Source organism: Microbacterium sp. 71-36, assembly GCF_001898305.1.
Classification (GTDB): domain Bacteria; phylum Actinomycetota; class Actinomycetes; order Actinomycetales; family Microbacteriaceae; genus Microbacterium.
The window spans coordinates 448,420-466,224 of record NZ_MKTP01000001.1; the positions used below are offsets into that span (position 1 = coordinate 448,420).

General features: G+C 70.7%; 18 protein-coding genes. 5 read left to right on the forward strand and 13 right to left on the reverse strand.

Annotation, left to right across the window (positions count from 1 at the left end):
* Window positions 1–29 precede the first annotated feature (29 nt).
* Window positions 30–1,112, forward strand: coding sequence for a GNAT family N-acetyltransferase (locus tag BGO45_RS02180; protein WP_292690501.1), 1,083 nt, complete (start codon window positions 30–32; stop codon window positions 1,110–1,112).
* Between the two features lie 124 nt (window positions 1,113–1,236).
* Here the strand turns inward: BGO45_RS02180 and mutM are convergent, their stop codons facing one another.
* From mutM to BGO45_RS02210, 6 genes are all read right to left on the reverse strand, one after another.
* A complete protein-coding gene (gene mutM / locus BGO45_RS02185; RefSeq protein WP_292690503.1) occupies window positions 1,237–2,127 on the reverse strand; it encodes a bifunctional DNA-formamidopyrimidine glycosylase/DNA-(apurinic or apyrimidinic site) lyase in 891 nt (296 codons plus the stop codon).
* Window positions 2,120–2,791 (reverse strand): ribonuclease III, encoded by a 672-nt coding sequence (gene rnc / locus BGO45_RS02190; protein WP_217693667.1) that lies wholly within the window; start codon window positions 2,789–2,791, stop codon window positions 2,120–2,122. Before rnc ends, mutM begins: the two co-directional genes overlap by 8 nt.
* 19 nt (window positions 2,792–2,810) lie before the next feature.
* Entirely contained in the window at window positions 2,811–3,020 is a 210-nt protein-coding gene (gene rpmF / locus BGO45_RS02195) for a 50S ribosomal protein L32 (RefSeq protein ID WP_013586329.1), read from the reverse strand.
* Window positions 3,021–3,022: 2 nt separating this feature from the next.
* Window positions 3,023–3,517 (reverse strand): DUF177 domain-containing protein, encoded by a 495-nt coding sequence (locus BGO45_RS02200; RefSeq protein WP_077052639.1) that lies wholly within the window; start codon window positions 3,515–3,517, stop codon window positions 3,023–3,025.
* A gap of 115 nt (window positions 3,518–3,632) precedes the next feature.
* Entirely contained in the window at window positions 3,633–4,130 is a 498-nt protein-coding gene (gene coaD, locus BGO45_RS02205; RefSeq protein ID WP_292690541.1) for a pantetheine-phosphate adenylyltransferase, read from the reverse strand.
* Between the two features lie 28 nt (window positions 4,131–4,158).
* Entirely contained in the window at window positions 4,159–6,321 is a 2,163-nt protein-coding gene (locus BGO45_RS02210; protein ID WP_292690543.1) for an ATP-dependent DNA helicase RecG, read from the reverse strand.
* A gap of 49 nt (window positions 6,322–6,370) precedes the next feature.
* On the opposite strand from BGO45_RS02210, the gene rsmD reads away from it, so the two are divergent.
* Window positions 6,371–6,934: a 16S rRNA (guanine(966)-N(2))-methyltransferase RsmD gene (gene rsmD / locus BGO45_RS02215; protein WP_292690545.1), complete on the forward strand. Its 564-nt coding sequence runs from the start codon at window positions 6,371–6,373 to the stop codon at window positions 6,932–6,934.
* 54 nt (window positions 6,935–6,988) lie between these two features.
* On the opposite strand, the gene thiL is transcribed toward rsmD, so the two are convergent.
* The gene (gene thiL, locus BGO45_RS02220) at window positions 6,989–7,981 is read right to left on the reverse strand and encodes a thiamine-phosphate kinase (RefSeq protein ID WP_292690547.1); all 993 of its coding nucleotides are present in this window, start codon (window positions 7,979–7,981) and stop codon (window positions 6,989–6,991) included.
* Between the two features lie 25 nt (window positions 7,982–8,006).
* On the opposite strand from thiL, the gene BGO45_RS02225 reads away from it, so the two are divergent.
* Window positions 8,007–8,510 (forward strand): DUF3515 family protein, encoded by a 504-nt coding sequence (locus BGO45_RS02225; RefSeq protein ID WP_292690549.1) that lies wholly within the window; start codon window positions 8,007–8,009, stop codon window positions 8,508–8,510.
* 23 nt (window positions 8,511–8,533) lie between these two features.
* Here BGO45_RS02225 and BGO45_RS02230 read toward each other — a convergent pair whose 3' ends face one another.
* From BGO45_RS02230 to leuC, 6 genes are all read right to left on the reverse strand, one after another.
* Window positions 8,534–9,619, reverse strand: coding sequence for a D-alanine--D-alanine ligase family protein (locus tag BGO45_RS02230; protein ID WP_292690551.1), 1,086 nt, complete (start codon window positions 9,617–9,619; stop codon window positions 8,534–8,536).
* Window positions 9,519–10,655, reverse strand: coding sequence for an NAD(P)H-dependent glycerol-3-phosphate dehydrogenase (locus BGO45_RS02235; protein ID WP_292690553.1), 1,137 nt, complete (start codon window positions 10,653–10,655; stop codon window positions 9,519–9,521). The genes BGO45_RS02230 and BGO45_RS02235 overlap by 101 nt, the downstream gene beginning before the upstream one ends.
* Complete coding sequence (locus tag BGO45_RS02240; protein ID WP_292690555.1) at window positions 10,645–11,385, reverse strand: 1-acyl-sn-glycerol-3-phosphate acyltransferase; 741 nt, start codon at window positions 11,383–11,385, stop codon at window positions 10,645–10,647. Before BGO45_RS02240 ends, BGO45_RS02235 begins: the two co-directional genes overlap by 11 nt.
* A 3-nt stretch (window positions 11,386–11,388) precedes the next feature.
* Complete coding sequence (gene murA / locus BGO45_RS02245; RefSeq protein ID WP_076490246.1) at window positions 11,389–12,762, reverse strand: UDP-N-acetylglucosamine 1-carboxyvinyltransferase; 1,374 nt, start codon at window positions 12,760–12,762, stop codon at window positions 11,389–11,391.
* A gap of 63 nt (window positions 12,763–12,825) precedes the next feature.
* Window positions 12,826–13,422, reverse strand: a complete 597-nt coding sequence (leuD, locus tag BGO45_RS02250) for a 3-isopropylmalate dehydratase small subunit (protein ID WP_292690558.1) — start codon at window positions 13,420–13,422, stop codon at window positions 12,826–12,828.
* A 1-nt stretch (window position 13,423) separates the two neighbouring features.
* Window positions 13,424–14,905: a 3-isopropylmalate dehydratase large subunit gene (gene leuC / locus BGO45_RS02255; protein WP_292690560.1), complete on the reverse strand. Its 1,482-nt coding sequence runs from the start codon at window positions 14,903–14,905 to the stop codon at window positions 13,424–13,426.
* Between the two features lie 231 nt (window positions 14,906–15,136).
* Here leuC and BGO45_RS02260 point away from each other — a divergent pair, with 231 nt between their 5' ends.
* Window positions 15,137–16,477 carry an O-acetylhomoserine aminocarboxypropyltransferase/cysteine synthase family protein gene (locus BGO45_RS02260; RefSeq protein WP_292690562.1) on the forward strand — a complete coding sequence of 447 codons (1,341 nt, stop codon included), beginning with the start codon at window positions 15,137–15,139 and terminating at the stop codon, window positions 16,475–16,477.
* On the forward strand, window positions 16,474–17,787 hold the full coding sequence (locus BGO45_RS02265; RefSeq protein ID WP_292690564.1) for an LLM class flavin-dependent oxidoreductase: 1,314 nt from the start codon (window positions 16,474–16,476) through the stop codon (window positions 17,785–17,787). Before BGO45_RS02260 ends, BGO45_RS02265 begins: the two co-directional genes overlap by 4 nt.
* Window positions 17,788–17,805: the final 18 nt, after the last annotated feature.

Genomic DNA, 17,805 nt, shown 5'->3' on the forward strand with positions numbered 1-17,805 from the left:
CCCTCTTCCCTCCCACCGAAAGTTCCGACATGAACGCCCTCCCGCCCGGCCTCGAGCTGCGCCCCCTGCACATCCCGGCATCCATCGACTCCCCGGATGCCGCCGACTTCCGCGAGATGTCCCGCGTGCGCAATCTCGTCTACCGGGAGATCGCGGGGCATGACGATCACGCCATGCCCGCCGACGAGCTCCTCGCCGTCTACCGTCCGACCGCGGCGCAGATCCGTCTCGTCTGGATCGCGCTGTGGGACGGTGAGGTCGTGGGACGCGTCGGCCTCGACCTCCCCCAGGAAGACGGCGCCCGCACCGGCTTCTGGCTCATCGAGCTGCGTCGCAGCGCCTGGGGGCGCGGCATCGGCCGCGCCGCGCACGACCTGATCGAGCGGACGGCGCGCGAGCACGGGCGCACCATCCTGCAGTCCTGGGCCGAGCATCCGGCCGTCGACGGACCGCAGCTCGACGCCCCGACCGGCTTCGGCCGCATCCCGCTCGACCGCAGCGCGCGCTTCTATCTCGCAGCCGGCTACACGCTCGAGCAGATCGTGCGTCAGAGCCGGCTCGAGCTGGCAGGGGCCGAGCCGCGTCTCCGCGCGCTCCTCACGGACGCGGAAGCGGCCGCGTCGGGATACCGCATCATCCAGTGGACGCTGCCCACGCCGCCCGAGTTCGTCGACGCCTTCGCCTACATGAAGTCCCGCATGATCACCGACGCCCCCTCCGCCGGTCTCGATCACGACGAGGAGGTGTGGGATGCCGCGCGGGTGGCCGACTGGGAGCGCAGCTACACCGACGCCGACCGGCACCTCCTGGTGACCGTCGCGCAGCACGTCGACTCCGGCGAACTCGCCGCGTTCAACGAGCTCGTCGTCGGCAAGGACCGCACGGCCGTCACCCACCAGGAGGACACGCTCGTGGTGGCCTCCCACCGGGGACACCGCCTGGGGATGCTGGTGAAGTGCGCCGGACTGCTCGCGTGGCGCGAGTCCGTCCCCGAGTCGCCGCGCGTGATGACCTACAACGCCGAGGAGAACCGCCCGATGCTCTCGATCAACGAGACAATCGGGTTCGCACCGCTCGCGTACGAGGGTGCGTGGCAGAAGGTGCTCGCCTGATCCCGCTCTCGGTCACACCGCCGAGACCGCAACCGCCTGACATCTCCACTGCAGCGTGCGGGGGAGATGTCAGGCGCGTGCAGTCTCGCGGCCTCGGGCGAGCTCGAAGGCCGCACCGACCGGGTCAGCGCACCCGCTGGCACCGCGGGCAGAAGTGGCTCGAGCGGTTCATGAAACTCACCCGCACGATCGGACGTCCGCACCGCGGGCACGGCTGCCCGGTGCGACCGTAGGCGTTGAGCGAGTGCGCGAAGTACCCCGCCTGGCCGTTGACGTTGACGTACTGCGCGTCGAAGCTCGTGCCGCCCTCGGCGAGAGCCTTCTCGAGAACCGCGCGGACCTCGGCCAGCAGCCGGTTCACCGAGCGGGTCGGGAGATCGGATGCCACGGACTCGGGGTGGATGCGCGCGGCCCACAGCGACTCGTCGGCGTAGATGTTGCCGATGCCGCTCGCGATCGTCTGGTCGAGCAGCACGCGCTTGATCCCCGACGACGTGCGCGCGAGACGAGCCCGGAAGCGCGCGTCGTCGAACGCCGGGTCGAGCGGGTCGCGGGCGATGTGGGCGACCTGCGTGGGGACGCGGGGAAGCGTCGAACCGCGGCCGCCGGCGGCGGCGTCGGGGGTGTCGACGAGGTCGTCGAGCGCAAGCGAGCCGAACGTCCGCTGGTCGGCGAACACCACCGACAGCGGCCCGTGCACCGGATGCTCGAGCTCGATGCGGATCCGCTCGTGCCGCTCCTCGGGCGCACCGGGCACGCGCAGCAGCATCTGCCCGCTCATGCCCAGGTGGGTCACGATCGCTTCGTCCGCACCCAGCGGCATCCACAGGAACTTGCCCCGACGGACGGCGCCCACGATCCGACGCCCGGTCAGTTCGGCCTCGAAGTGCTCCGGCGTGCCGGAGTGCCGCGTGAGCGCGCGGGCGTCGCGGACGTCGACCGACGCGATGAGCGCACCCGTCACCGCGGGTTCGAGACCGGCGCGGACGACCTCGACCTCGGGCAGCTCAGGCACGGGCGTCGAGCTCGCGCCACGCCGCGAGGGCGGCGGCCATCTCCGCCTGCTTCTTGCTCGAGCCGATCCCCTGGGTCACGACATCGCCCACCGTCACGGTCGCCGTGAACCGCCGATCATGGTCGGGACCGGTGGCCTCGACGCCGTAGACCGGGGCACTGAGCGACTGGCGCGCAGCGATCTCCTGCAGACTCGTCTTCGGGTCCATCGCGGCGCCGTACCGATCCGGATCGGCGAGCAACGGCTCGACCAGGCGCAGCACCAGACCGGTCGCCGCGTCCGGACCGGCCGACAGATAGGTCGCGCCGATGACCGCTTCCATCGTGTCGGCCAGGATCGAATCCTTGTCACGACCGCCCGTGAGGATCTCGCCGCGGCCAAGCCGCACGTGATCGCCCAGCCCGATGCCCCGCGCCACCTCGGCCAGGGCCACGGTCGACACGACGCTCGCGCGCCGCTTGGCGAGGCTGCCCTCATCGAGATCGGGATGCCGCGTGTACAGGCGGACGGTCACCGCCTGTCCGAGCACCGAGTCGCCGAGGAACTCGAGGCGCTCGTTGTGCGGGATGGCGCCGTTCTCGTAGGCGAACGAGCGATGGGTCAGCGCAAGAGAAAGAAGCTCGGGGTCGATGTCGACCCCGAGCTTCTCGATGAGCGCAGAGATTCGCGTCACCGGACGTTGATCAGACGTCGGCGACCTTGCGGCCCTTGTACTCGAGGAAGAGCTCGGTACCCTGCGAGTCGGTGACGACCTTCGCCTGGTGGGGGCGGCTGTAGACGACCTTGCCGTTCTCGATGGTCTTGACCAGCGCGGGGGCTTCGGCCTTCCACTGCGCGCGACGCGAGCGGGTGTTCGAGCGGGAGACCTTCCGCTTCGGGGGGTTACCTGCCATGACTAGCTCTTCTCTGTCTTGGGGGCGGCGCGGAGCGCATCGCCGTCGTCTGGGGTGTACTGCTGGAGCGCTGCCCACCGGGAATCGACGGGCGTCTGCTCCGTGTCGCCGGCGCTCTCCGTCAGCTTCTCACCCGTGACCGGGTCGAGCCCGAGGCAATCCGGCTGACACACCGGCTGGAACGGAAGCGACAGGACGATGGCATCCCGGACCAGATTTTCAAGATCCACGTGGTCGTCTTGAACTTCGAAGTCGTTCGCTTCATCCCCAGGATACGCGAAAAGTTCCTGGAACTCGACTTCGACAGGCTCGGTGATGTCGGTGAGGCACCGTCCGCAGACGCCGGAGGCCGTGGCGTAGACCGTTCCGGAGACCAGGATGCCCTCGTGGACGGACTCCAGGCGCACGTCGATCTCGAGCGGCTCGGCGGCGGGCACGGCGACGAGTCCCTCCCCCCACTTCTCGGGCGCGGGGATCTCGAGCTCGTGCTCGCGCATCTCGCCGGGATGGCGCACGATGTCGCGCACGGGGAGCTGGAAGGGTCCGGGTCGGTGGGTTCTCACGGTCGTCCATGCTACCCGGGCGCTCCTGGACGGAGGCCCGCGGTCGCGATCAGAGTCCGCGCGCGCCGGTGTCGAGGAAGCGGGCGACGGCCGCGGGCACATACGGCGAGACGTCGCCGCCGAGCGCCGCCACCTGTCGCACGAGCGAACTCGACACGAGGGCATGCGACGGGTCGGGCAGCAGGAACACGGTCTCGACGTGCGCGAGGTCTCTGTTCACGATCGCCATCGGGGTCTCGTACGCGACGTCGACCTGCGAACGGATGCCTTTGACCAGCACCTGCGCTCCCACGTCGGTCGCGTAGTCGACCAGCAGCCCCATGCTCCACGCCGCGACGACGACGTCGCCGTCGATGCCCTCTTCCTGGATGGACTGCTCCAGCAGCGCCTGACGCTGGGCGATCGGGAGCATCGCCTCTTTGCCCGGGTTGTGCACGACGAGCACGTGCAGCTGATCGAACAGACCGGCCGCGCGGCGGATCACGTCGAGGTGCCCCCGGGTCGGGGGGTCGAAGGAACCGGGTACGACGGCGATCCGCGGACTCATTCCGCCAGCCTATCCATCGTGTCCGCGCTCACGACTTGGCCAGCGCTGCACGTTCTTCCACACCGACGCGCCGTTCCAGCGCAGCCGCCAGACCCGGGTGTCGGACCAGCGCCGGGTCGTCGGCGAGGACCGTCTCGGCGACCGCCCGCGCTTCCACGATGAGCTCGGCGTCCGTCACGACGCGCAGGAGACGCAGAGACGACCGCACCCCGGACTGCGCGCCGCCCAGGACATCGCCCTCTCCGCGCAGCTCCAAGTCGACTTCGGCGAGCTCGAAACCGTCGAGCGTGCGGGCCACGGCCTCGACGCGCGAACGAGAGGACGTGCCGGGCGCCGCTTCCGTCACGAGCAGGCACAGGCCCGGCAGACCGCCGCGGCCGACGCGGCCGCGCAACTGGTGCAGCTGCGACACGCCGAAACGGTCGGCCTCCAGGATCACCATCGTCGAGGCGTTCGGCACGTCGACGCCCACCTCGATGACGGTCGTGGCGACCAGGACGTCGATGTCGCCGCGCGCGAACGCCTGCATCACGGCATCCTTCTCGTCGGCGTGCATCTTGCCGTGCAGGATCTCGACCCGGATGTCGGCGAAAGCCGGCAGTGCGTCGAGGAGGGCCTGCACCTGCACCACGCCCCATCGGGTGCGCGTATCGGCCGCGCCCTCGGCGGGTTCGTCTCCGACCTCGTCGGACGTGAGCTTCTCGGCGTCGATCGCGGCGCACACGACGAACACCTGGTGGGTCTTCGCGACCTCTTCGGCCACACGGTCCCAGACGCGGGCGAACCACCCCGGCTTCTCGGCGAGCGGTGCGACGAAAGTCTCGATGCCCGCGCGCCCGGCGGGCATGGTGCGGATCGTCGAGACGTCGAGATCGCCGAACACGGTCATCGCCACGGTTCGGGGAATGGGTGTCGCCGTCAGCACCAGCGTGTGCGGCGAGTCCCCCTTCGCGCGGAGCGCTTCGCGCTGGTCGACCCCGAACCGGTGCTGCTCGTCGACCACCACGAACCCGAGGTCGGCGAACGTGGTCGTCGAGCTGAGCAGAGCGTGCGTACCGACCACGATGCGGGCCTGACCGGATGCCACCCGCAGCGCGGCGCGCCGGCGCTCGGCGGCGGGGAGCTGAGCGGTGAGCAGCGTCGGCATCAGTTCGGGGGCGAGCTGCGGTCCCAGCATCTTCGCGATCGAGCGCACGTGCTGGGCGGCGAGGACCTCGGTCGGGGCGATGAGAGCCGACTGGCCCCCGGATTCGGCGACCTGCAGCATCGCCCGCAGCGCGACGAGGGTCTTCCCCGAACCGACCTCTCCCTGCACCAGTCGATTCATCGGCCAGTCGCCCACCAGATCGGCGGCGATCCGCGCGCCCACCGTCTCCTGATCCGGCGTGAGGGCGAACGGCAGCGCGGCGTCGAAACGCTCGAGCAGACCTCCGGGAGTCGCGGGCCGCTTCGTGGCCGACAGCGCGCGCACGAACTGGCGCTGCTGCAGCAGGGCGGTCTGGAGGACGAACGCCTCCTGCATGCGCAGGGTCTCGACCGCCGGCGGGATCTCGTCGTCGTGATGGGGACGGTGGATGTGCTCGAGCGCGGTCCGCGCGCCGACGAGGCCACGGCGTTCGCGCAGCTCATCGGGCAACGGGTCGTCGACGGCACCGAGACCGTCGAGGACCAGCGAGATCGTCTTCTGCACGAGCGGACTCGGGACCGTGCTGGTGGCCGGGTAGATCGGGATGGGGCGCTTCGCGTTCACCTCGGCTTCGGCGCGGGCCTCTTCGAGATCGTCGAACAGCGAGTAGTCGGGGTGGGTCAGCTGCGTCTGACGCCGATACTCCCCCACCTTCCCCGAGAAGATGCCGCGGCGACCGGGGGTCAGGTCTTTCAGACGCCACGACTGGTTGAAGAACGTCAGCGACAGCCGTCCGTCGCCGTCGCTGATGATGACCTCGAGCAGCGATCCCCGGCGGTTCTGCATGCGGCGCTCGGTCGCGCTGACCACCTCGGCCACGATCGTGACCGGCTCTCCGAGCGGCAACGACGCGATGGGCGTGAGCTCGCCGCGGCGGGCGTAGCGGCGCGGATAGTGCTCGAGGAGTTCGCCGACGGTCTTCATCCCGAAGGCACGCTCGAAAGCCGCGGCGGTCTTGCCACCCACGGCGCCGTCGAGTCGGGACGACAGCGAGAGACCGGGCATGCACCGAGTCTAGGCACGACCCCGGACACGCGGTTTGTAGGCTGAGACGGTGACCCGCATCATCTCCGGCCGCGCGGGCGGCACGGTTCTCGACGTCCCGCCGAAGGGCACGCGGCCCACGAGCGACCGCGTGCGCGAGTCGCTGTTCGGCGCCCTCGACTCCGCCGACCTCGTCGACGGCGCCCGTGTCCTCGACCTGTACGCGGGCTCCGGCGCCCTCGGACTCGAGAGCCTGAGCCGCGGTGCGGTCTCGGCCGACCTCGTCGAGCTCTCCGCACCCGCGGCCGCCCTCATCCGCAAGAACGCGGAGCGACTGCGTGCCGCGGGCGTGGCCGGCACGGCCCGGGTGCACCGCGCGAACGCCACGACATTCGTGGAGACCTCCACGTCGGAGTGGGACCTCGTGTTCCTCGACCCGCCGTACGACGTCTCGGACGCGGAGATCGCGCGGGTCCTCGCCGGGCTGGCCGCCCGTCTCAGCCCGGATGCCGCCGTCATCGTCGAGCGGGCGAAGCGTTCGCCCGCACCCGATTGGGCGGCCGCCGGCCTCGAGGCCGATCGCGACCGCACCTACGGCGACACGACCCTCTGGTGGGGCCGACCGCCCCGCTGACCCCGGCCCCGCTGACCCCGGCCCCGCTCGTGGGAGTCGCCGACACCGCGCTGTTCAGCCGCGGCCGGCGTCCCAGTCGCGGTAGGGGTCCCAGCCGGAGCGACCCGTCCACGCGCGGCCGTCGACCGTCACGGCGACCTCGCCGCGAGGCTCGACCGAACCGACGCGCCGCCCCGGGCCGACCGTCCCCGCGGGGAAGGTCACCAGGAACCCGTGGTCCTCTCCCCCGCCGAGCGACCGCGCGAGATCGTCGCCCAGCGCCTCCGCGTCGAAGTCGATCGTCACCCCGGACGCGTCGGCGAGGCGCTCGGCATCCAGGGCCAGTCCGTCGGAGACGTCCATCATCGCGGTCGCTCCGGCATCCGCCGCGCGCAGCGCGTCGGCGATCGGGGGCTGCGGGCGAAGCTGACGATCGAGCGCGTAGGCGTCTTCGGCGTCCAGCGCCGCGCGGCGCTCGGGATTCACGGGGATGGGGACTCCGTCGGCGTCGACGAAACGCGTGAACAGCACCTCGAGCCCGCGGCCCGCGACACCCAGCTCGCCGATCAGGTGCACGGCATCCCCGGCCCGCGCGCCGGACCGTCGCACCGGATCCCGCCCGTCCAGGCTTCCCAGCGCCGTCACCGCGATCGTCAGCGTGTCCGACACGGTGAGGTCGCCGCCCTCCACCGCACAGCCGGGGGCGAGCTCGGCGCACGCCTGCGCGAGCCCGTCGGCGAGCCCGCGCACGAACGAGAGCGGGGTGTCATCCGGCATCGCGAGGGCGACGAGCAGCGCGATGGGGCGCGCGCCCATCGCCGCGACGTCGGCGAGGTTGACCGCCGCCGCCTTGTACCCGAGGTCCGCGGCGGACGACCACGCCAGCCGGAAGTCCGGACCGTGCACGAGCGTGTCCGTCGTGGCGACCACGCGCCCGTCCGGAACGGCGAGCACCGCCGCGTCGTCGCCCGGGCCCACGGGCGCGGTCGAGGCGGGCAGGCGGTCCAGGATGCCGCGGAGCACCTGCCCCTCGGACAGCTCCCCCACGGTGGTCTCGGCGTCGGTCACCCTCCCACGCTATTAGCCTGGAGGGGTGCCCCGCTCCCGTCGTCCCCTCGCGCTCCTCGCCGTCCTCGCCCTCCTCCCGGGGCTCGCGGCGTGCACCACGACCGTGTCGATGGAGCCGGCCAAGGCGGCGAACGACCCGGCGTGCGCACAGATCACTGCGCGCCTGCCGAAGTCGATCTCCGGCCAGGACCGCCGCTGGACCGACGCCCAGGCGACCGGTGCCTACGGCAGCCCGGCCAGCATCCTGATCACCTGCGGCCTTGAGGCTCCCGGCCCGTCGACGCTCCCCTGCCGCACGTTCGACGGCGTCGACTGGCTCGTGGACGAGTCGCAGGCGACCGATCAGAAGTACACGCTGACGACGTTCGGGCATCAGCCGGCGATCCAGGTCTTCCTCAACGCCGCCACCGCGAGCAGCGCCGACATCGCGCGCGCGCTCGCGCCCCTGATCCGCGACCACCTGCCCGCGACCGGCCAGGTCTGCACCGCGCCCGCGGACGCGACACCCGCGCCGACTCCCACGCCCTGAGCGGGGCCGACGGCGCGGCGCGCTCAGTCGCGGGCGAGCGCGGCGTCCAGCAGGTCGCTGATGAGCTCCGGGTACGACAGCCCCGACGCGATCCAGCACGTCGGGAACATCGAGATCGGGGTGAACCCCGGCATCGTGTTCACCTCGTTCACGTAGAACTCGGTGCCGGTGTAGAAGAAGTCCACCCGGGCGAGGCCTTCGCCACCGAGGGCTTCGAAGGCCTGGGCGGCGATCCGCTGCATCTCGGAGAGCTCTCCGTCGCGCAGATCCGCCGGGCACACGAGGTCGACGCCGGGCGCATTCATGTACTTCGCCTCGAAGTCGTAGAACTCCCGACCCGTGACCACGATCTCACCCGCGACGCTGACCCGCACGGGACCCCCGTCACGGCCCGGCAGCACACCGCACTCGAGCTCGCGCCCGACGATGGCCTGCTCGACGAGCACGAGCCGGTCCTCCGCGAACGCGGTGTCGAGCGCGGCATCCAGGTCTTCCCAGCGCGACACCTTGGTCACGCCGACGCTCGAGCCCGCCTCGTTCGGCTTCACGAACACGGGCAGGTCGAGCGAGCGGATGCGACGCTCCCACAGGGCGCGATCGCGCGCGAGGTCGGCGCGCGTCACCGCGACCCAGGGCACGACCGGTACTCCCGCCGAGCGCAGCACCCGCTTGGTGACGTTCTTGTTCATGCCGATGGCCGACATCAGGACGCCGCCACCGGCGTACGGGATGCCGAGGAGCTCGAGAAGCCCCTGCACCGTCCCGTCCTCACCGAAGCGGCCGTGCAGGATCGGCAGCACGACGTCGACCTCGCCGAGCGAGCGTTCGCCGGAGGCATCCGTCACTGTCCACTCGCGCGCGAGCGTCGACTCCGGCAGCCGCACCCGCGTGCCGTTGTCGCGGACCTCGGGCAGCGCCTCGGGGCGCAGCGCGAACTTGTCGGGGTCGTCGTCCTCGAGCACGAAGGCGCCGTCACGGGTGATCCCGACGGGGATCACCCGGAAGCGCTCACGATCGATCGCGCGCAGCACCCCGCCCGCCGTGGCGGAACTGATCGAATGCTCGCTGGAGCGCCCGCCGAAGAGCACCACCACCGCCGGTCTGGTCATTCTGCGTCCTCTCGCCCTGCGGCTGGTCGTCGTCGGTCGTGAGATGGGGCGCGATGTCGCGCGGATCCATGGTGCCGTCCAGCACCATCTTCACCTGCTGCACGATGGGCATGTCGACGCCGACCTGCTTCGCGAGCTGCAGGACCGGGGCGACGGATGCCAATCCCTCGGCGGTCTGCTGCATCTGCTTGACGACGTCCTGGTAGCCGTAGCCCTGTCCGAGCAGGCGCCCGGCGGTGTTGTTGCGGCTGAGCGGCGACTGGCACGTCGCGATGAGATCGCCGAGCCCCGCGAGCCCCTGCAGGGTCTCGGGCTGAGCACCCTGCGCGACGGCGAAGTCGGTCATCTCGACCAGGCCGCGCGTGATGATCGACGCCTTGGTGTTCTCGCCGTAGCCGACGCCGTCGACGATGCCGATCGCGACGGCGATGAGGTTCTTCAGGACTCCGCCGAACTCGGTGCCGATCACGTCGGTGTTCACGAACGAGCGGAAGTACCGGTTGCGTGCACGGCGGGCGACCGCCTCGGCCGTCTCGGGGCTCAGCGAGCTGATCACCGCCGCGGTCGGCTGCTCCCGGGCGATCTCGAGGGCGAGGTTGGGACCGGATGCCACGGCGATGCGGGCCGGATCGCATTCGAGCACCTGCTCGATGACCTGGCTCATCCGCAGTCCCGTCGACTTCTCGACGCCCTTCATCAGGGACACCAGGGGCACATCCGTGCGTTCCACGAGCGGCTTGATCGCGGCGAGGTTCTCACGCAGCGACTGGCTCGGCACCGAGAGGTAGATCTGCTCGGCCCCGGTCAGCGCCTCGGCGAGGTCGGTCGTCGCGGTCATCGTGCGGGGCAGATTGATGCCCGACAGGTAGCGGCTGTTGCGCTTGGACTCCGTGATCTCGGCGGCCAGCTCGGGCCGGCGAGCCCACATGACGACGGAGGCGCCGCCGTCCGCGAGGATCTTGCCGAACGTCGTCCCCCAACTGCCGGCACCGACGACGGCGACCTTGGGCGCAGGCGTTTCGCTCTTACGACTCAAGGCGACCCGTCTCGTTCTGGCCGTGCTGCGACGGGTTCCAGCGTTCGGGCGGCGCCGGCAGGCCCCGCAGCCCCGAGAGCATCTCGGAGATCCGGGCCATGAGCGCATCGGTCGCGCGCGTCAGCGTCGCCGGTTGCGTCGCGGTCGCGCGGTAGTCGGCGACGTCCATCGCCGGACCGAACTCCACGATCACGTGCGAGCGGCGGGGGAAGCGGAGCTTGCCGTACCGCGGGAGGATCTGCTGCACGCCCCACTGCGCCATGGGGATGAGAGGCAGATCGCCCGCGAGGGCCAGTCGCACCGCACCCGTCTTCCCGCGCATCGGCCAGAGGTCGGGGTCGCGGGTCAGCGTCCCCTCGGCGTAGACGATGACGCCGCGCCCGTCCCGGGCGATCTGCTCGGCCGCCTTCATCGACTGGTTGGCGCTGGTCGAGCTGCGCGGCACCGGGACCATGCCGGTCGCCTTCAGCGCCGCACCGAGCACGGGCACCCGGAACAGGCTCTCCTTCGCCATGAACCGCGGTGCCCGGCCGAGCCGCCACACCGCCACGGCGACGATCACCGGATCGAACTCGGAGTTGTGATTGGGGGCCAGGACGTAGGCCCCCTCCTTCGGAAGGTTCTCGGCGCCGCGGATCTCGATCCGCGCGAACAGGCCCGTGAGGGGCACGATGATCGCCGCGAGGGGCCAGAAGGCGCTGGGCCGGCTCTTCTCCGGAGAGGCCGCCACGGCTCAGCCCACGACGTCGAAGTCGGCGTCGAGAGCGGTCAGCTTCTCGAGGAACTTCTCGTATCCGCGGCGGATGATCCCGATGTTGCGGACCGTCGACTCGCCCTCGGCCGCGAGAGCGGCGATCACGTAGCTGTACCCGCCGCGCAGATCCGGCACTTCGACATCGGCACCGTGGAGCGGTGTCGGGCCGTTGATCACGGCGGCCTGTTCGAGATCGCGGCGCGGAACGCGGCGGTCGGGGCTGTCCAGTCCCTTCGGGTGCACGACGATGTCCGCACCCATCTTGTTGAGCGCCTGCGTGAAGCCGAGACGGTTCTCGTACACGGTCTCGTGCACGGTCGAGGTGCCGTGAGCCTGCGTCAGGGCGACGATCAGCGGCTGCTGCCAGTCGGTCATGAACCCGGGGTGCACGTCGGTCTCGACCATGACCGGCTTGAGGTCGCCACCCCGACGGAACAGGATGCCGTCCTCGCGCACGTCGAACCAGCCGCCGGCCTTGCGGTACACGTTGAGGAACGTGAGCATGTCCTGCTGGCGGGCACCCTTGGCGAAGATCTCGCCGTCGGTGGCCAGAGCGGCGCACGCCCACGACGCCGCCTCGTTGCGGTCGAAGATCGCGCGATGGTCGTAGCCCACCAGGCGATCGACGCCCTCGATGAAGATCACGCGGTTCGGCTCGTACGAGATGATCGCGCCCATCTTCTGCAGCACGGCGATGAGATCCATGATCTCGGGCTCGATCGCGGCGTTGCGGAGTTCCGTGACGCCCTTCGCGCGGACGGCGGTCAGCAGCACCTGCTCGGTCGCACCCACGCTCGGGTACGGCAGCGTGATGTTCGCGCCGTGCAGACCGTTCGGGGCGGTGATGCGGATGCCCTCGTAGCTCTTGTCGACCACCGCGCCGAAGGCGCGGAGCGCGTCCATGTGGAAGTTGATCGGGCGATCGCCGATGCGGCATCCACCGAGGTCGGGGATGAGAGCCTCGCCCAGAAGGTGCAGCAGGGGTCCGCAGAATAGGATCGGGATGCGCGAGGCGCCCGCGTGGGCGTCGATCTCCTCGAAGTGCGCGGCGACCGCGCCCGAGGGGTCGAGGTGGAGAGTGCCCTCTTCCTCGCCCTCGGTCACGGTCACGCCGTGCACCTCGAGGAGCGAACGGACGACCTTGACGTCGCTGATCATCGGGACGTCGCGCAGCGTGCTCGTGGTGTCGCCCAGGAGGGCGGCCACCATCGCCTTCGTGACGAGGTTCTTGGCCCCCTTGACCTCGACCGTTCCGCGCAGCGGACGACCCCCGCGGATCGAGAGGGTCTCCGCCGCTTCCCAATCCGGTTGACCGGGGATGTGATCTCCGGATTCGGTGACGAGTGTGCTCATAGGGGGGTGGACCTCACTTCGTGGACGAGGGGCGACGGACCGGCCCGATCGGGCCGACCGGGCTTAGCGGACCGGGAGGGTCCGCGGCCGCCATGCCTCGCGGCGCGCCTCGAACTGCGCGATCTTGTCTTCGTCGCGCAGAGTGAGCCCGATGTCGTCGAGCCCTTCGAGAAGCCGCCACCTAGTGTAATCGTCGATCTCGAACGAGACTCGGAGGTCGCCGAGTGTGGCGGTTCGCGCCTCGAGGTCGACCGTCATCTCGACGCCCGGGTGCGCCTCGACCGCCGCCCAGATGCGCTCCACGTCGTCTTCGGTGATCACGCCCGTGACCAGGCCCTGCTTGCCCGAATTACCGCGGAAGATGTCGGCAAACTTCGGGCTCAGGACGACCTGGAACCCGTAATCGCGCAGCGCCCACACGGCGTGCTCGCGGCTGGATCCGGTTCCGAAGTCGGGGCCGGCGACGAGGATGGATGCCGAGCGGTAGGCATCCTGGTTCAGGACGAACTCGGGGTCCTGGCGCCAGTTGGCGAAGAGCGCGTCCTCGAAGCCCGTCTTGGTGACCCGCTTGAGGTACACGGCGGGGATGATCTGGTCGGTGTCGACCGCCGAGCGCTTCAGCGGGGCGACGATCCCGGTGTGCGTGGTGAACTTCTCCATGTCAGGCCTCCGCCCCGGTCGAAACGGTCTCCGCGGGAAGCGGCTCGAGGTCGGCGGGGCTGGACAGCGTTCCGCGCACGGCGGTGGCCGCGGCGACCAGCGGCGACACGAGGTGGGTGCGGCCGCCCTTGCCCTGGCGTCCCTCGAAGTTGCGGTTGGACGTCGACGCGCACCGCTCGCCCGGCGCGAGCTGGTCGGGGTTCATCCCGAGGCACATCGAGCATCCGGCGAAGCGCCATTCGGCACCGAAGGCCGTGAACACCTTGTCGAGTCCCTCGGCCTCGGCCTCGAGGCGCACGCGCGCCGAACCCGGCACGACCATGACACGGACGTTCTCGGCCTTGGTGCGCCCCTGGATGACGGACGCGAAGGCCCGGAGGTCTTCGATGCGGCTGTTGGTGCACGAGCCCATGAAGACGGCATCCACCGGGATGTCCTTCATGGGTGTACCCGCTGAGAGGTCCATGTACTCCAGCGCGCGCTCGGCGGCGGCGCGCTCGTTCGGGTCGGCGATCTCGGCCGGCGTCGGCACCACGTCGGAGAGCGACACGCCCTGGCCGGGGTTGGTGCCCCATGTGACGAAGGGCTCGAGCTCGTTCGCGTCGAGGAAGACCTCGGCGTCGTAGACCGCGCCCTCGTCGCTCGGCAGCGTGCGCCAGTACGCGACGGCGTCGTCCCAGTCCTGCCCCTGCGGGGCGTGCGGCTTGTCCTTCACGTACGCGAAGGTCGTCTCGTCGGGCGCGATCATGCCCGCGCGGGCTCCGGCCTCGATCGACATGTTGCACATCGTCATGCGCCCCTCCATCGAGAGGGAGCGGATCGCGCTGCCGCGGAATTCCAGCACGTAGCCCTGGCCGCCGTTCGCGCCGATCTTGGCGATGATGGCGAGGATGATGTCCTTCGCGGTCACGCCGGGCTTCAGCTCGCCCTCGACGGTGATGGCCATGGTCTTGAACGGCTTCAGGGGCAGCGTCTGCGTGGCCAGCACGTGCTCGACCTCGCTCGTGCCGATGCCGAACGCCATCGCGCCGAACGCACCGTGCGTCGAGGTGTGGCTGTCGCCGCAGACGACCGTGATGCCGGGCATCGTGAGACCCAGCTGCGGGCCGACGACGTGCACGATCCCCTGCTCCTTGTCGCCCAGCGAGTGGATGCGGACGCCGAACTCCTCGGCGTTGCGGCGCAGCGTCTCGATCTGCGTGCGGCTGGTGAGGTCGGCGATCGGCTTGTCGATGTCGAGCGTCGGGGTGTTGTGGTCCTCGGTCGCGATCGTGAGATCGAGGCGCCGCACGGGACGCCCCTCCGCACGCAGACCGTCGAAGGCCTGCGGGCTCGTCACCTCGTGCACCAGGTGCAGGTCGATGTAGATGAGGTCGGGCTGACCGTTCTCGCCCTTCACGACCAGGTGGTCGTCCCAGACCTTCTCGGCGAGGGTCCGGGGGCGATCGGGAACGTGGATGCCGTCGATCGATGTCGTGCTCATGAGACTTGCGTTTCTCCTCGGATGGGATGTGAGGCCCGCGACGAACTCCGCGACGAGAAAGGCCTAGAACAAGGTCTCGTCGCGGCCGCTAAGGAGGAGGCCGGCGATCCGCACCTCGCCACGATACCACCGGGCCGCGGGGCCCCTCCGCGTAACACGGCGCCGCACGGTTGGGCCGCGGGCGGGCCGCCGTGCGAGCCTGTCGCCACGTCGTTGGAAGGAGAGTGCCGGATGGGCGCGCAGGATGACACCGGGTTCTCGACCCGTCAGGTGCACGTGGGGGCGTCCGCCGCGCCCGCATCGCCGCGGGCCACGCCGATCTACCTGACCGCCGGATTCACGTTCTCCGACCTCGACGAGTCGGCCGCGCACTTCGCGACCGGCAGCGGCTTCGGGTACACGCGGACCGGCAACCCGACGGTGCAGGCGGTCGAGGAACGCCTCGCATCGTTGGAGGGCGGCGACCAGGCGATCCTGGTCTCCAGCGGCCAAGCAGCGGTCACGGTCGCGCTCCTCGGACTCCTGGATGCCGGCGACCACATCGTCGTGTCCGAGCACATCTACGAGGGCACGCGCGGTCTCCTCCTCGACAACTTCTCGCGACTCGGCATCCAGGCGACCTTCGTCGACACCTCGGATCCCGCCGCGTGGCGCGCGGCGATCACGCCGCGGACCAAGGCGCTCTTCGCCGAGACCCTCTCGAACGCCCGGAACGACGTGCTCGACGTCGCCGCGGTCGCGAAGATCGGTGCCGAGCGCGGCGTTCCGCTCGTCGTCGACAGCACCTTCACGACCCCGTACCTCCTGCGTCCGATCGAGCACGGCGCGGCGATCGTCGTGCACTCGGCGAGCAAGTTCCTCGCCGGCCAGGGCGCCGTGCTCGGCGGCGTCATCGTCGACGACGGACGCTTCGACGCCGTGGCATCCGGTCATCTCTTCCCCCACCTCGTGCAGACCGACCGCCTCGGCGGCGCGAGCTACGCCGAGAAGTACGGGCGTCGTGCCCGCGGGCAGTACCTCCGTGAGAGCGTCGCCCCGCGTTTCGGCCCGTCGCCGTCGCCGCTGAACGCCTTCCTCATCGGTCAGGGCGTCGAGACGCTGAGCCTGCGGGTCGAGCGGCAGTCCGCCAACGCGCTCGCGGTCGCCCAGTGGCTCGAGACCCGCCCCGAGGTCCAGCGCGTCGACTACGTCGGTCTCCCCTCGCACCCGCACCACGACATCGGTCGCCGGTACCTCGCACGCGGGAGCGGTTCGGTGTTCACCGTGACCCTCCGCGGCGGATTGGAAGCCGCGCGGCACCTCGTGCAGTCGGTGCGCCTCATCACGCACATGACCCACCTCGGCGACGTGCGCACGCTCGTGCTGCACCCGCAGAGCACGAGCCACTCCGCCCGGACCGTGGCCGAACGCGAACGCGCCGGGGTCTTCCCCGGGACGATCCGCCTCTCGATCGGCATCGAGGACGTCGACGACATCATCGCCGACCTCGCTCAGGCCCTCGAGGGCACGGCATCCGTCCCCCTCGACGGGTTCGAGGATGCCGACGACGTGCGCGAGGTCGTGAACGCGTGAGCCGGCTGCAGCACTTCGGCTGGTTCCTCGCGCGCGGATTCGGTCCGCACGGGTGGGGACACCCGTACCTCCGCTGGAATCACCGCTGGACCGAACCCGGCCTGTACCAGGACTCCGCGCGGACGCTCGAGCAGGCCGGATTCGACCTGCTGATCATCGAGGACGCGCCCTCGCTCGGCAGCGCCGAAACGATCGACCTGCGCGTGCGGCACGCGTTCGGCGGGCCCAAGCACGACCCGCTGCTGCTCGCGCCGTACCTCTTCGCCGCCACGCGGCATCTCGGGGTCGTCCCCACCGTCAACCCGGCGGCGTACCTGCCGTACACGGCCGCCCGCCAGTTCGCGACGCTGCAACACCTGAGCGGGCACCGGCTGGGTCTCAACGTCGTCACCGACACCGGCAGCGCACGGCACTTCTCCACCGGCCCGCAGCTCGGTCACGACGCCGCGTACGACCGGGCCGAGGAGTGGATCGACGGGCTGCGCTCCCTCTGGCGCAGCTGGGGCGACGGCGCGCTCGTCGAGGACGAAGAGTCCGGCGTCTACGCGGACGGGTCCCGACTGGATGCCGCGCAGCACCGCGGCGAGTACTTCGGCTTCGACGGCCCGCTCAACGCCGTACCGTTCACGGACGGCGAGCCCGCGATCGTCTCCCCCGGCGGCTCCGGGCGCGGTCTGGCCTTCGCCGGACGCAACTCCGATGTGCAGCTCGCGCTGGCCCCGCTCGACGAGCAGAGCATCCGCGCCTACCGCGGGCGCATCCACGCCGCGGCGGAGGCGGCGGGACGCGTCGCGAGCGACGTGAAGATCCTCTTCGCGATCCAGCCCGTGCTCGTGTCCTCGCCGGAGGAGGCGGACCGCCTGGTCGCGGCATCCGCGGATCCGGATGACGCGGCCCTGCTCGCCATCGCCCGCAAGCAGTCGAGCGATCTCGAGACCGACCTCACCGGCCTCGACCTGGACGCGCCCCTGGACCGGGCGATCTTCGGCGAGCACGTCTCGGAGGGCAGCATCCGTCGCCTGGTGGGGGCGCACGAGCCGGACGCACCCCTGCGGGCGATCCTCGCCGCGCACGCGCGCCTCGGGCGCCTGAACGACGGGTCCGGGTTCGTCGGCACGGCCCAGGAGTTCGCCGACCGCATCGAGGAGCTGGGCGACTGGGGCAACGACGGCGTCCTGCTGTGGGGCGACCTGCACCCGGTCACCGTGCACCGGCTGCTCGACGAGCTCGTACCGATCCTCCGACGCCGCGGCATCCTCCGCGAGGAGTACGTCGACGGCGGCCTGGGAGCGAATCTGCGCGCGTTCTGACCGGCCCGGCCCGGCGAC

Bases quoted from the DNA above. Each gene is read 5' to 3' on its own strand.
- BGO45_RS02180 (WP_292690501.1), top strand. From the start codon at position 30: ATGAACGCCCTCCCGCCCGGCCTCGAGCTGCGCCCCCTGCACATCCCG.
- rpmF (WP_013586329.1), bottom strand. From the start codon at position 3,020: ATGGCAGGTAACCCCCCGAAGCGGAAGGTCTCCCGCTCGAACACCCGC.
- BGO45_RS02200 (WP_077052639.1), bottom strand. From the start codon at position 3,517: ATGCGCGAGCACGAGCTCGAGATCCCCGCGCCCGAGAAGTGGGGGGAG.
- coaD (WP_292690541.1), bottom strand. From the start codon at position 4,130: ATGAGTCCGCGGATCGCCGTCGTACCCGGTTCCTTCGACCCCCCGACC.
- BGO45_RS02210 (WP_292690543.1), bottom strand. From the start codon at position 6,321: ATGCCCGGTCTCTCGCTGTCGTCCCGACTCGACGGCGCCGTGGGTGGC.
- BGO45_RS02230 (WP_292690551.1), bottom strand. From the start codon at position 9,619: ATGACCAGACCGGCGGTGGTGGTGCTCTTCGGCGGGCGCTCCAGCGAG.
- murA (WP_076490246.1), bottom strand. From the start codon at position 12,762: ATGAGCACACTCGTCACCGAATCCGGAGATCACATCCCCGGTCAACCG.
- leuD (WP_292690558.1), bottom strand. From the start codon at position 13,422: ATGGAGAAGTTCACCACGCACACCGGGATCGTCGCCCCGCTGAAGCGC.
- leuC (WP_292690560.1), bottom strand. From the start codon at position 14,905: ATGAGCACGACATCGATCGACGGCATCCACGTTCCCGATCGCCCCCGG.
- BGO45_RS02260 (WP_292690562.1), top strand. From the start codon at position 15,137: ATGGGCGCGCAGGATGACACCGGGTTCTCGACCCGTCAGGTGCACGTG.